Source organism: Pasteurella pantherarum, from assembly GCF_049670885.1.
GTDB lineage: Bacteria > Pseudomonadota > Gammaproteobacteria > Enterobacterales > Pasteurellaceae > Pasteurella.
The window spans coordinates 580,651-595,371 of sequence record NZ_CP187173.1; the positions used below are offsets into that span (position 1 = coordinate 580,651).

General features: G+C 40.7%; 10 protein-coding genes and 1 tRNA gene. 8 read left to right on the forward strand and 3 right to left on the reverse strand.

The annotated features are described in order from the left end of the window. The first annotated feature begins 247 nt into the window (after positions 1-247). Both rlmE and ftsH read left to right on the forward strand, forming a co-directional pair. Positions 248-877 (forward strand): 23S rRNA (uridine(2552)-2'-O)-methyltransferase RlmE, encoded by a 630-nt coding sequence (rlmE, locus tag ACPEEM_RS02805; RefSeq protein ID WP_424403850.1) that lies wholly within the window; start codon positions 248-250, stop codon positions 875-877. Positions 878-1,016: 139 nt separating this feature from the next. Beyond that, positions 1,017-2,942 carry an ATP-dependent zinc metalloprotease FtsH gene (gene ftsH / locus ACPEEM_RS02810; RefSeq protein WP_424403848.1) on the forward strand — a complete coding sequence of 642 codons (1,926 nt, stop codon included), beginning with the start codon at positions 1,017-1,019 and terminating at the stop codon, positions 2,940-2,942. A gap of 135 nt (positions 2,943-3,077) precedes the next feature. Here the strand turns inward: ftsH and ACPEEM_RS02815 are convergent, their stop codons facing one another. From ACPEEM_RS02815 to ACPEEM_RS02825, 3 genes are all read right to left on the reverse strand, one after another. Beyond that, positions 3,078-5,930, reverse strand: coding sequence for an autotransporter domain-containing protein (locus ACPEEM_RS02815; RefSeq protein ID WP_424407651.1), 2,853 nt, complete (start codon positions 5,928-5,930; stop codon positions 3,078-3,080). Between the two features lie 256 nt (positions 5,931-6,186). Next, positions 6,187-7,155 (reverse strand): calcium/sodium antiporter, encoded by a 969-nt coding sequence (locus tag ACPEEM_RS02820; RefSeq protein ID WP_424403844.1) that lies wholly within the window; start codon positions 7,153-7,155, stop codon positions 6,187-6,189. A gap of 184 nt (positions 7,156-7,339) precedes the next feature. After that, positions 7,340-7,415, reverse strand: a tRNA-Asn gene (locus tag ACPEEM_RS02825). Positions 7,416-7,815: 400 nt separating this feature from the next. Between ACPEEM_RS02825 and uvrB the strand changes: the two genes are divergently transcribed. The 6 genes from uvrB (at position 7,816) to ureC (ending at position 14,667) form a co-directional block, all read left to right on the forward strand. Next, positions 7,816-9,849, forward strand: a complete 2,034-nt coding sequence (gene uvrB / locus ACPEEM_RS02830) for an excinuclease ABC subunit UvrB (RefSeq protein ID WP_424407653.1) — start codon at positions 7,816-7,818, stop codon at positions 9,847-9,849. A 47-nt stretch (positions 9,850-9,896) separates the two neighbouring features. Next, on the forward strand, positions 9,897-10,850 hold the full coding sequence (locus ACPEEM_RS02835; protein WP_424403840.1) for a helix-turn-helix transcriptional regulator: 954 nt from the start codon (positions 9,897-9,899) through the stop codon (positions 10,848-10,850). A 133-nt stretch (positions 10,851-10,983) separates the two neighbouring features. Then, positions 10,984-11,721, forward strand: a complete 738-nt coding sequence (locus ACPEEM_RS02840; protein ID WP_424407655.1) for a DNA translocase FtsK — start codon at positions 10,984-10,986, stop codon at positions 11,719-11,721. Between the two features lie 558 nt (positions 11,722-12,279). Continuing rightward, positions 12,280-12,582, forward strand: coding sequence for an urease subunit gamma (gene ureA / locus ACPEEM_RS02845; protein ID WP_424403836.1), 303 nt, complete (start codon positions 12,280-12,282; stop codon positions 12,580-12,582). Positions 12,583-12,605: 23 nt separating this feature from the next. Next, the gene (gene ureB / locus ACPEEM_RS02850; RefSeq protein WP_424403834.1) at positions 12,606-12,926 is read left to right on the forward strand and encodes an urease subunit beta; all 321 of its coding nucleotides are present in this window, start codon (positions 12,606-12,608) and stop codon (positions 12,924-12,926) included. A gap of 10 nt (positions 12,927-12,936) precedes the next feature. Further along, complete coding sequence (gene ureC / locus ACPEEM_RS02855) at positions 12,937-14,667, forward strand: urease subunit alpha (RefSeq protein WP_424403832.1); 1,731 nt, start codon at positions 12,937-12,939, stop codon at positions 14,665-14,667. Positions 14,668-14,721 lie beyond the last annotated feature (54 nt).

Genomic DNA, 14,721 nt, shown 5'->3' on the forward strand with positions numbered 1-14,721 from the left:
TTTCATAGACTACCTATTTGTGGTAGCAGGCGTGATTTTAGTGAGCAAATATGACAGTTTTATGACAGTTTAAAGACAAAAAACGGGGAAAAGTGCGGTCTATTTTGAAAAAGTTTTTCATCAAGGGAGGTGAAATAAGTGATTTGAACAGAATTATGAACAATTTGTTTTTTTCTGCCAAATCCCACTTGAAACTTGTGTATAATGCCCCATATTGAACAAACGATGTTATATAGAAAGAAGTTTTATGGGAAAGAAAAAACGTTCAGCGAGTTCATCTCGTTGGTTAAATGAACATTTCAAAGATCCATTTGTGCAAAAAGCACATAAACAAAAATTACGTTCTCGTGCCTATTTTAAATTAGATGAAATTCAACAAACCGACCGTTTATTTAAACCCGGTATGACGGTGGTGGATCTCGGTGCCGCACCGGGGGGCTGGTCGCAATATGTGGTGAGCCAAATTGGTGGCAAAGGACGTATTATTGCGTGTGATATTTTAGAAATGGATCCCATTGTTGGGGTCGATTTTTTGCAAGGCGATTTCCGTGATGAAAACGTGCTTGCTGCCTTATTAGAACGTGTTGGGGAAGGCAAAGTGGATGTGGTCATGTCCGATATGGCACCGAATTTTAGTGGTATGCCATCGGTGGATATTCCCCGAGCCATGTATTTAGTTGAATTGGCTTTAGATATGTGTAAACAAGTTTTAGCCACTAAAGGCAGTTTTGTGGTAAAAGTGTTTCAGGGTGAAGGGTTTGATGAATACTTAAGAGAAATTCGCTCTCTGTTTAGTGTTGTAAAAGTTCGTAAGCCTGAAGCCTCAAGAGGACGTTCTCGAGAGGTGTATATTGTTGCTACAGGTTACAAACCCTAACTTTCGTCAGTATGTTCTACGCGATGTTTTTTCAAATGTCGACGATTGATATGATAATTTCCAATTTCATATTAAATATAGTAATCTTTCGTAACAAATTTTTAACGTTAGCAAAAAAAGAGGTCAAACCTTGAACGATATGGTAAAAAATTTAATCCTTTGGGTTGTGGTAGCCGTAGTCATGATGACAGCTTACCAAGGCTTTAACTCAAGTTCGTCAGGCAATACCCTTGACTATACCACCTTTATTTCAGATGTTGGTAATGATCAAGTTCGCCAAGCACGTTTTGATTACAATGAAATTCATGTAACCAAAACAGATGGCTCAAAATACACCACGGTGATGCCATTAAATGATGATAAGTTATTAAATGATCTATTAAACAAAAAAGTCAAAATTGAAGGTACACCACCAGAAAAACGTGGGTTCCTCTCACAAATCTTGATTTCTTGGTTCCCGATGATTTTACTCATTGGTGTCTGGTTATTCTTTATGCGTCAAATGCAAGGCGGCGGCAATAAAGCCATGAGCTTTGGTAAAAGCCGTGCCCGTATGATGACACAAGAGCAGATCAAAACCACTTTTGCCGATGTGGCAGGTTGTGATGAAGCGAAAGAAGAAGTCGCTGAAATTGTGGATTTTCTACGTGAACCGAGCAAGTTTCAAAATTTAGGCGGTAAAATTCCGAAAGGGATTCTCATGGTTGGTCCTCCTGGTACGGGTAAAACCTTACTGGCGAAAGCCATTGCAGGGGAAGCAAAAGTGCCATTTTTTACGATTTCAGGTTCAGATTTCGTAGAAATGTTCGTTGGTGTAGGGGCGTCTCGTGTGCGTGATATGTTCGAACAAGCAAAAAGAAATGCACCTTGCTTGATCTTTATTGATGAAATTGATGCCGTGGGTCGTCAGCGTGGTGCAGGATTAGGCGGTGGACATGATGAACGTGAACAAACCCTAAACCAAATGCTCGTGGAAATGGATGGCTTTGAAGGCAATGAAGGCGTGATTGTCATTGCGGCAACGAACCGTCCTGATGTGCTTGACCCAGCCTTAACTCGTCCTGGTCGTTTTGACCGCCAAGTGGTGGTCGGTTTGCCAGATGTGCGTGGTCGTGAGCAAATTTTAAAAGTACATATGCGTCGTGTTCCTATTGCCCCTGATGTAGATGCAATGACATTAGCACGTGGCACACCAGGTTATTCTGGTGCGGATTTAGCGAACTTAGTGAATGAAGCCGCATTGTTTGCCGCTCGCACCAATAAACGTTTAGTCACTATGCTTGAGTTCGAAAAAGCGAAAGATAAAATCAACATGGGACCTGAACGCCGCACCATGATCATGACGGAAAAACAAAAAGAATCTACTGCTTATCATGAGGCAGGTCATGCCATTGTGGGCTATATTGTGCCAGAACATGATCCTGTTCATAAGGTTACAATTATTCCTCGTGGTCGTGCATTAGGGGTAACTTTCTTCTTACCAGAAGGCGATCAAGTGAGTATTAGCCAAAAACAATTAGAAAGTAAACTTTCAACCTTGTATGCAGGTCGTTTGGCAGAAGATTTGATTTATGGTGAGGAAAATATTTCTACGGGGGCGTCGAATGATATTAAAGTCGCAACCAATATTGCTCGCAACATGGTCACTCAGTGGGGATTTTCTGATAAATTAGGTCCGATTCTCTATTCTGAAGATGAGGGCGAAGTGTTCTTAGGGCGTTCAATGGCAAAAGCGAAACATATGTCAGATGAAACGGCTCATCTGATTGATGAGGAAGTGCGAGCTATTGTGACACGTAACTATGAGCGTGCAAGACAGATTCTCATTGATAACATGGATATTTTGCATGCGATGAAAGATGCGTTAGTGAAATATGAAACCATTGAAGAAGAACAAATCGAACAGTTAATGAAACGCCAGCCAGTGACACCACCTTCTGGTTGGGAAGATTCAGATAAAGGTAATCATTCAAATTCATCGGAATCCGACACTTCAGGCAACAGCGAAAAAAGTGCGGTCGAAAATCCAGATAATTTTGAAGAAAACCCAACATTTGATAAATAATTTCTTCAATCTCACTTCAATGAAAAAGCTTCTTTGTATTGGCAAAGAAGCTTTTTTGTTTTTAGACAGATTGTTGGTTGTTGTGATAAAAAAATCTGGCACTTAATATGCCAGATTTTTTATCTTCTCAAGAGATTAGAATGTGTAACGAACCCCCACAGTAAATAGGTTATTGGCTTTCATATGCTTTTCTAAAGCAAGGTGATAGTTTGATTGTACACTCACTTTTGGCGTGATTTGATAATCTGCCCCCGCACTTAACCAAGTTGTATGGCGAGCTTGTTTAATCCCCTGAATGTTGATTTTAGGCTGATTTGTTGTGGTGCCTCCTGCATAATATCCCTGAAACTGAAAACGCTGTGGATTCAGCTGGTATGCATGAGAGACACTTGCATTGAAGTGAAAGTCAGCTAATTTTAAATGTGCTCGAAGACCTGCAAGTGCAGATTTCAATTGATAATGTTTGCCGTGACTGACAATCGCTGCCGCAACATTTTCTTTAAAGCCGTGTTGACGAATGCTATCTTGTTGCCATGCCACAAACGGGTTAAGGGTGAATTTATCCCACTGCGTTTTGTGCCCGAATTCAGCATAAAGGTTATAAATGTTGCTGTTGTATTTTACTTGGCTTTCTTGACCTAATACAGGGCGTTTTACATCACTTTGACTCCAGTTTGCCCCAATACGCCCTGCAATATAGAACGGATCTAAATCATAAGTCCCATATAAGGAAAGCCCAGTATTTTGAATGGTGACATGCCCAGCATTGCGATTAAATTGTCCATCGGTTTTGCTATGGACGACACTCACCCCTAATAATGCACGCTCAGAAAGTGCGTGATCAACACCCAATTGAATGCCTTGCATATTGATTTTTGCACTGGCATAGCCTGCTTGTTGTAGTTCACCATGGCTATACAAACCATCCACCCATACACCTGCTTGACGAGGGGCGAATAACAGTGAAGCAAGGCGTTTGCTTAATGTGTAGTTGATCATTTGGTTTTGTTTTGCCAGTACATGTTGGCTTGAAGCATGAATTTCGCCAGAAAGGGAGTCAATCGCCTGTGCCAGTTGTGTCCCTTGTGTCGAAATTAACCCTTTAGCTGCCACAAGCAGCGGACTGTTATCTGCACTTTTTTCTTGAGCAAGGTAATCTAACACCGAATCTACATTGCTTGCGGTATTTAATCCACTTTCGGTCACATAATTAATTTGGCGTAAAACATGGTCTGTGGAATGACGATGGTATTCAATGTTAATATCCGTTTTGGCATCATTGATAGACAGGTTTGAAATGTTGATATAAGGGGAAATGCTTTCTGCAATGGCATGTTTACCCTGATAATGATCAATCGTGTTCGCATGAATAATACGACGCTCTTTGCTTTCTTGAGTTGGAATTTCATTCAAGTTCGCAATATCTGCCACAATGTAGCCATCACCAAAATCTAATTTTCCACTCACATTGAGTTGCGATTTATCAATATCAATAATCAGGCGAGAATCTTTGTGTCCTTTATAATTTCCTTTGATCTCAAGCCCTTCACCATAAACATAAAGTGAGCCTTTATTATCAACCACATCCTGATCCTTGCTATCCTGACCGATCACAACTTTGTTGTGCTGTTGACCTTTGGTGAGCAAACTTCCGTTTTGTTCAATCGTCACCTTGGATTGGGTCAGGGCGTGATGAATGCCTAAAATACCATTTTCAACAATGGTTTCACCTCGATAGGTATTGTTGCCACTTAAATATAAAGCCCCCGTCCCTTTTTTACGTAAACCCGCATCTCCCGTAATATCGTTACGCCATGTGAGTTTATCTAAATTTTGATAATCACGATGTTGAAAATCAACGACAACGAGATCTTTTTCTCTATCATCATGATGGGTTAATAGACGTTTATCAAAACGTGCAGGACCTTTTAATGCCCTTTCTTGATTTAAAATTCCCCAACCAAAGGTGGCATCTGGCGTGTCATTCACTTCATCTTTCCCGGGTTTATCTGCGGTAGAAAGCAATGTCATGGTCACAAGGTGATTGGTCAACCAAGGATATTTTTCCCAAACATTGGCAGCGGCGGCACTGACGACGGGAGCGGCGAAAGAGGTACCCGATTTTTTTCGAGATTCTGTTTCAAATTGAATGTCATGAGTGCCTTGAGCGGTGATTCCCCAATATTTCGCTTTTTCACCAATTTTATTGGAATAATCGGCTAATTTACTGCGGTCATGCTCATCGCTTGCGGCAACCGCAATCCAACCGTTTCGAGCCTTGTCATTTAATAGGGGATAAAGTGCTTGTAACGAGGCATGGCTTTTGAGTTTTTCATTGTTGCTTAAGCCATCATTACTGGCTGCCCAAATAAAAATACTGTCTTCTTCTGCCCATTTATCATTTAAGCCCACGGGTTTTATCCCCACTTCCTCATCTGCGGTATTTCCGAATGAGTTATTAAAAATTCTTGCCCCTTTATCATGTAATAATCCATATGCGGTACTATCCAGTGTTAATAGATTATCTTGTGCATTTACCCCTAATCCTAGTGCAAAAAGCTGGGCATTTTGGTTATGTTTTGCGATGACACTGGCGGTAAATGTGCCATGAGAATCAATGGTTGCCCCAACAGGATTGGCATTTTTCCCTACCGAAATACGCCATTTATCTTGGCTATTTTTAAGCAATTTTGTGGGAGCAAAAGCAGTATCAATAATGCCGATATGGGTGATTTTGTTTTCATCATCAATAATCGGAAAATGGCGATATGGGTCTAACACCGCAACGGGAGTTTGGTCTAAATAGGTGTAGTAGGTAAGTTTTTCGTCAACATCATGCAAATCATAAAGTGGAGCATTGATTTGGGAACGGAAGACAGGATTGGCGTTCAGTGCTGACCATGCGGAGGTGCTGAGCAGTGTGGTCATCGTCAAGAGTGCCAATTTGTGATATTTAAACCGTGTTTTAGTTTTGTTATTTTGAAACATCTTGTTTCTCCTTAAATAGTGTCATTAACGTCCAAGTTTGTTGATGCATCAACTTGCTATTAGACCAATAAAAATTGAAAACCTTACATTTTATAGGTTTGTTTTTAACCTTATCTTATTGATTTGCTTGAAAAATATTCTAATTGATATCTAACTGTATAAAAGAAAAGCGAAAAACGGTAAGCAAGACAAATAAAAAGAACGGATTTCAGCGATGTGAAATCCGTTCTGTTTCAATGTATCAAAGAGGGGAGAGTTAAATTGCGGTTTGAATCAGATAGAGGGTGTAGCCAATATAACTTCCCATTAATACTGCACCTGAAAGACGACCGATTTTTTTACCTTGTTTACTCACCGCATAACCAATAATAAACAGGAACAGGGTTAGTCCTGTCATCACTGACATATCACGAGATAAAATTTCAGGCTCAGCCTGAATAGAGGTAATGGCACCGGCTAAGCCGACCACCGCAAGGGTGTTATAAAGGTTCGAGCCAATAATATTGCCGACCGCAAGATCCACATCACCTTTACGGGCTGCCACAATAGAGGCGGCAATTTCTGGCAACGAAGTTCCCACTGCCACAATGGTCAAACCAATGATTAAATCACTCACGCCAAAATGTTGGGCGATTTGTGTGGCTCCCCAAACTAATAATTGTGAGCTGATAATTAATAACAGTAAGCCACCAATAATCCATAGAATAGAGGCTTTTAGCGACATGCTTTCTGTTTCACTTTCTTCTGCATAAGCAGCTTGAATTGACGCACGTTGTTTTTTGCTAGACCAAATTGTCCACAGGATATAGAGCAGAAAAATCACTAATAGCATGATCGCTTCTGTTCTGTCTAAATGCAGATCAAATAAGAAATAGACGGAAAGCAACGTAACAAAAATGAGGATAGGCAGTTCTTTTTTAATGACACTAAAATGAACGGAGAGGGGTTTAATTAACGCCGTTAAGCCAAGAATGAGGGCAATATTGGTAATATTGGAACCGTAAGCATTACCTAATGCAATACCTGGGCTATGATTAATGGCAGAAAGGGCAGAAACTACCATTTCTGGCATAGAGGTACCAAAGCCGATAATTAAAATACCAATTAAGAGTTGCGACATACCAAGATAACGGGCAAGGCTGGCAGAACCATCAACAAAACGATCCGCACTCCAGACTAAAATCACCAACCCAACAAGAATCGCAAGGGAAGCTTCTAACAACATTGAAAATCCTATGTAATGAATTGAAAAAAATTAAAGAGAAAAAGAGAGTATATATTATATTGATGCTGATTTTAAAGAGAAGAAAAAATAAAAGCCCATAAGGAGGATATGGGCTTAAAAGTCTTTTGGTAAAAATGTAACTTTTATAAAAGGAGACAAATAAAAGTTCGCCAAAAGAAAAATTTGGCTCCTCCTGCTGGACTTGAACCAGCGACATACGGATTAACAGTCCGCCGTTCTACCGACTGAACTAAGGAGGAAAAATTCTGTATCACAAGGAATTTAGGTGGCGTATAATAATGTGCTTGATCGCCATTGTCAACACTCTAAATTAAAAAAAGTGATCTTTTTTATTGTCCTTTTTTATATCCACAGAACCTGTGGATAACTCTGTGAGTTATTTTAGAAAAAAAGCCTAAGAACTTGATGGTTACTGGCATGCCCCTGCCTTGTGAGACAATTGGTTGTAAAATATCATTTCTTTACTTTTCAATATGTTATTAAAAATCTATAAAAATTTTGAATTTTTTTTCATGATTTTTATGTATTAAGTCTTGACAAATATAAGTCTGTGTAAAACTTGGATTTTTTAAATCAAAAACAAGGTAAAAAACTGTGGTAAAATTGACCGCACTTTTTATGAAAAAATAATGTAAAATTATGTCACAAAAAATTAACACTAAACCCTTTATGCTTCATTCTGATTTTTCCCCCTCAGGCGATCAGCCGCAAGCCATTGCACAGCTCACGGAAGGGCTTGAAAATGGACTTGCCCATCAAACCTTATTAGGGGTAACAGGATCGGGGAAAACCTTCACCATTGCGAATGTGATTGCTCAACTCAATCGCCCTGCCATGTTGCTGGCACCCAATAAAACTCTTGCCGCCCAGCTTTATGCAGAAATGAAAGCCTTTTTCCCTGAAAATGCGGTGGAATATTTTGTGTCTTACTATGATTATTATCAGCCTGAAGCCTATGTGCCGAGCAGTGATACCTTTATTGAAAAAGATGCTTCCATCAATGATCAAATTGAACAAATGCGGTTGTCCGCCACAAAATCCTTTTTAGAGCGCCGCGATACTATTGTGGTAGCTTCTGTTTCTGCTATTTACGGCTTGGGCGATCCCGATTCTTATTTAAAGATGATGCTGCATTTACAAACAGGTGCCATCATTAATCAACGTCAAATTTTGGCACAATTAGCCGAATTGCAATACACCCGTAATGATCAAGCGTTCCAACGTGGCACCTTCCGTGTGCGTGGCGAAATTATTGATATTTTCCCCGCAGAATCCGATGACAAAGCGGTACGCATTGAATTATTTGATGATGAAATTGAGCGTTTAAGTTTATTTGATCCGTTAACGGGCACCAGCTTTGGCAGCGTTCCTCGTTATACCATTTATCCGAAAACTCACTATGTGACACCAAGAGAACGTATTTTAGATGCCATTGAAAAAATCAAACAAGAATTGGCAGAACGGCGTGCTTTTTTATTGGAAAACAACAAGTTACTGGAAGAACAACGGCTCACTCAACGTACACAATTTGATATTGAAATGATGAATGAACTGGGCTATTGCTCTGGCATTGAAAACTATTCACGCTATTTATCAGGACGCAAAGAGGGCGAGCCACCGCCAACACTGTTTGATTATATTCCTGCGGACGGTTTGCTGATTATTGATGAAAGCCATGTTACTGTGCCACAAATTGGCGGAATGTACCGTGGCGACCGTTCACGTAAAGAAACCTTAGTGGAATATGGCTTCCGTTTGCCGTCGGCATTAGATAATCGCCCGTTACGTTTTGAAGAATTTGAGCGTTTAGCCCCTCAAACCATTTATGTCTCTGCCACGCCCGGTCCTTACGAGTTAGAAAAATCTGGCGGTGAAATTATCGACCAAGTAGTCCGTCCAACAGGGTTGCTCGATCCTGAAATTGAAATTCGTCCTGTTGCCATTCAAGTGGACGATTTGCTCTCCGAAGCACGACAACGTGCCGATCAAAATGAGCGTGTGTTAGTCACTACACTTACCAAAAAAATGGCGGAAGATTTAACGGATTATTTAGATGAACACGGCATTCGGGTGCGTTATTTACATTCCGATATTGATACCGTTGAGCGTGTGGAAATTATCCGAGATTTACGTTTAGGGGAATTTGATGTGCTCGTGGGCATCAACTTATTGCGTGAAGGATTAGACATTCCCGAAGTGTCCCTCGTGGCGATTTTAGATGCGGACAAAGAAGGATTTTTACGTTCCGAGCGTTCATTGATCCAGACTATTGGGCGAGCAGCACGTAACCTAAAAGGGAAAGCCATTTTATATGCGGATCGCATCACCAACTCAATGGAAAAAGCCATTGGTGAAACCAACCGCCGCCGTGAAAAACAAATGAAATACAATCAAGATCACGGCATTGTGCCACAAGCATTAAATAAAAAAGTCGGCGAGTTATTGGATATTGGTCAAGGGGCAAATCAAAAAGCCAAAGCTAATAAAAATGCGAAAAAAGTGGCAGAACCGACCGCACTTTATCAGCTACCGCAAAATCCGAAAGACTATCAGCAACAAATTAAAAAGCTGGAACAACAAATGTATAAATATGCCCAAGATCTCGAATTTGAAAAAGCGGCGGCAGTGCGAGATCAACTCCAACAATTACGAGAACATTTTTATGAGGTTTAGCTGAATGTTGCGATGAGCATGAGGCTTAACAGTTTATGGAGAAACGAATGAAAGATGACAAGCTCAATACCTTACAATTCCAATTAGAATTATTACGTTTAATTCCCAAATCACGCCGTATTGGATCCAAAGAATTGCAAGAAAAGTTACGAGATAGTGGCTATGAACGGGATCTCCGATCTATTCAGCGTCATCTCGCTAGCTTATACGAACAATTTCGTTATGATCTGGATTGTGATGGTAAAAAGCCGGCTGGTTACAAATGGAAAGAAAATAGCAGTGGCTTAAACTTACCATTACTCAATGAACAGCAATCCCTTGTGTTAATGCTGGCAAGGGATCAGCTCAAAACCTTATTGCCTGCCAATATTATGAAGTCGATGGAGCCTTTTTTTGAGCAAGCAAAACGCAATTTATTAGAAGATGATGCGAAAAAAGCAGGGAGTGAATGGTTAGGTAAAGTAGCCATTGCCCCGACCAGCCAACCCTTACGCCCTGCAAAAATTAATCAAGCCTTTTTTGCCAAAATAAGTACCGCACTTTATCAAAATAAAATGCTGAATATTCGCTATAAAAACCCACAAGGCAAACAGCATTCCGCCCAAATCAAACCCCTTGCTCTGGTTCAACAGGGTCCCAGTTGCTATTTAGTGGCACAATATGAAGATGGCAATATTTTCCATTTAGCCTTACATCGGTTTATGGAAGTTGAAGCCTCTACATTCACTTTCCAACGCCCAAAAGAGTTTAATTTAAAAAAATACATGGACGAAGCCCGTTTTGGTTTCGGCATGGGCAAAAAAATCCGTTTAACCTTTCATATCGACCGCCTCCAAGGCTTTTATTTACTCGAAACCCCACTGTCTGACGATCAAACCATTCTTGAGCAACAAGATGATTATTATGTAATTCAAGCAACGGTCGTCGAAAGTGCCATGCTCGATGGCTGGTTAGCCAGCTATGGCGAAGAAATCTGGCAGGTGAAGAAAGAGTATTTATGATTTTTTTGAACGGGTTTACCCAAAGCCCTATTTCTTCCTGAAACAGGCTTTTTATCTTACTGGTTTTATTGCGACATATTTTGTCGTGTAAAGCTGTATCTTAACCAGTAGAAAAACAGGAAAGGGAAACGATATGACAATGAAACTATCGGAACAATTATTAGAAACGGAATTAGCAGAACAGGTTAAAAATTTTGTGATTGCACGTTGTTATGCCTCAATTTCTGAGGTTCAGCGTCAGTTTAAATTAGGCTTTAACCGAGCGGCGAGAATCGTGGACAAACTCGAAAGTCAGGGGGTTATTGCCCCGATGAATGAAGAGGGGGTTCGTCTTTCGCTGATTGTGACAGACACACAACAAAGCTGGTGGAATGCCTTACCCGAGATTTGGAAGAAAGTGTTTATCACACATCTTTATTATAAACAAAGGATCTATTCGTTTGATATGGAATGGTATCATTCGCTATCAGAAACCGAGCTGAGAGAGAAAACGGATTTGATTCATGTATTGAGCTTAAAACGTATCAATATAATAGGGGATGAAAGTGTTACAACACTGCCTGATTTGAGTATTTTTCCTTGTTTACAATCTTTGACGGTGCGTAATACGGGCATTCGTGATGTGAGTCAGTTGGCTGATTGTGAGCCTTTGGTTTTCCTTGATTTAGCCATGAATCAAATTGAAGATATTCAACCGCTTTTGCAACTTTCTTGTTTAGAACGTCTGAATTTGACGGGTAATCCCATTGCCGATCATCAACTTGAAATGCAGATTATGGCGGCATGTCATCAACGTCGAGAAGAAAATAAAAAATATCGAAAAATTTTGGAGGGAGCTCGGGTTCAAATGGAGAAATATTATGACTGCTAATCGGAATCTGATACCTGATTAATCAAAGAGCTAGATTTTTGTTTAAAAATGACCGCACTTTAGGTATTGCCTGTGTGAGATAAGAGATTGACGGGTAAACGCGTAGGCAGGTTTAACGTGATTTTTCTGTCTATGATTTCATTTGAATAAGGGCGAAAATTGTAATATGATTTCGCCCCAAAATATAATGGTTGTTTGAAAGGTTTTAGGGTGGTTTTCTGGTATGATATCAGAAAACTTTTTTCGTTTTTGCAGACGCATTTTGCCGTGCCATATTTGGGGGTTACTGGATATAATGCGTTTTGATACTGACTTTGTGCGTATCAGGCTATTTATTGCAACAACAGGCACAATTCTCTTCCATAACTAAAACATGTAATACATCTCTTTCTATTTTATTCTGTTTGTATGAAGGGTGGCTCGTTCACTGAATTGTTGAGGCGATATTCTTCAAGTCGCAATGTGGTCACGTATCCGTAAATGAACAAGAAAGAAATGAAGACAAATAGCTCTTATTTTGTATCCGTTTAAGTTTTTACTATTACAGAGGAATCAATCATGCATCTCACATCAAGAGAGCAAGAAAAGTTGATGCTTTTTCTTGCGGGTGAACTTGCCGCTAAACGTAAGGCACGCGGTGTTAAATTAAATTATCCTGAAGCGATTGCATACATTGCAAGTCATTTACAAGAAGCCGCTCGTGATGGCATGACGGTCGCTGAAGTCATGCAATACGGTGCCACTTTATTGACCGTTTCCGATGTTATGGAAGGGGTGGCGGACATGGTGCATGAAGTGCAAATTGAAGCAACGTTTCCAGATGGCACGAAATTAGTGACCGTTCATCATCCAATCAGATAAATGACAATAGAGGGTAGAATTTCATGATCCCAGGTGAATATCAATTAGCAAGTGGCGATATTGAAGCAAATGTTGGCCGTAAAACGGTGCGATTAGATGTGGTCAACAAAGGTGATCGCCCCATTCAGGTCGGATCGCACTATCACTTTTTTGAAACCAATAATGCCTTAGAATTTGACCGCACTTTGGCTCGGGGGATGCGTTTAAATGTGCCATCAGGCAATGCGGTGCGTTTTGAACCCGGTGAAATGAAAACGGTTGAGTTAGTGGAGTTTGGTGGCAATAAAGTGATTTATGGTTTCCAAAATAAAATTGATGGTAAATTATCGGATACGGATAAGTAAGGAATAAAAAATGGCATTAACAATTCCACGTAGTCAATATGTCGCGACTTTTGGTCCAACAGTGGGAGATAAAGTCCGTTTAGGCGATACAGATTTATGGGCAACGGTTGAGCAAGATTTATTAACCAAAGGGGATGAATGTAAGTTTGGTGGTGGGAAATCCGTTCGTGATGGTATGGCTCAATCAAGTACGGCGACACGAGAAGATCCCAATGTATTGGATTTTGTGATCACCAATGTCATGATTATTGATGCAAATTTAGGGGTGATTAAAGCTGATATTGGGATTCGTGATGGGCGAATTGTGGGCATCGGACAAGCGGGTAATCCTGATACTATGGATAATGTCACCCCGAATATGATTATTGGGGCAAGTACAGAAGTGCATAACGGAACGCATTTGATTGCGACTGCGGGCGGTATTGATACCCATGTGCATTTTATTTGTCCACAGCAAGCACAACACGCCATTGAAAATGGCGTTACCACATTAATTGGTGGTGGCTCAGGACCAGCAGATGGCACGCACGCAACTACCTGTACCTCTGGTGCGTTTAATCTTGAACGTATGTTCCAAGCCTGTGAAGCCTTACCTGTGAATGTTGGGTTTTTAGGTAAAGGGAACTGTGCCACACTTGAGCCATTAAGAGAGCAAGTGCGTGCAGGCGTTTTGGGGTTAAAAATCCATGAAGACTGGGGGGCAACTCATGCCACTATCGATGCTGCATTAAAAGTGGCAGATGAAATGGATATCCAAGTGGCAATCCATACAGATACCTTAAATGAATGCGGTTTTTTAGAAGATACCATGAAATCCATTGATGGACGTGTGATTCATACCTTCCATACAGAAGGGGCAGGTGGTGGTCATGCACCGGATATTATCAAAGCGGCAATGTATTCAAATGTGTTACCTGCCTCAACGAATCCTACGCGTCCATTTACAGTCAACACCATTGATGAGCATTTGGATATGTTGATGGTGTGTCACCATTTAGATAAACGTGTGCCAGAAGATGTGGCATTTGCCGATAGCCGTATTCGCCCAGAAACCATCGCAGCTGAAGACATTTTGCATGATATTGGCGTGTTTTCAATTATGAGTTCAGATTCTCAAGCAATGGGTCGAGTAGGCGAAGTGGTCACACGAACATGGCAGACTGCCGATAAAATGAAAGCACAACGTGGTGAGTTAGCCGCCCCTCATGGAAGCGAAGGAAACGATAATTTCCGTATTAAGCGTTACATTGCAAAATACACCATTAACCCAGCCATTGCACATGGCATTGCGGAATATGTGGGATCATTGGAAGTTGGAAAATTAGCGGATATTGTGCTTTGGAAACCGATGTTCTTTGGTGTGAAGCCTGAATTTGTGATGAAAAAAGGCATGATCAGTTATGCAAAAATGGGCGATCCGAATGCCTCGATCCCAACACCACAGCCGATTTTGTATCGCCCAATGTATGGTGCCCAAGCGAAAGCAAACTGTGAAAGTGCGGTCTATTTTGTCTCGCAAGCGGCAGTCGAGGCAAATATCAAAGCCCAATATGGCATTGAAAAAGAAACCATTGCAGTAAAAGGGTGCCGTGATGTGAGCAAAAAAGACTTGGTACACAATGGCGAAACGCCTGAAATTACGGTTGATCCAGAACGTTATGAGGTGCGTGTGAATGGTGAACATATCACTTGTGAACCTGCTGAAAAAGTGTCTTTAGCACAACGTTATTTCTTGTTCTAAGGGAAAAGAGGTTGCCTCATCAACGTGGTGAGGCAAATACCTTGTTAATAAGCG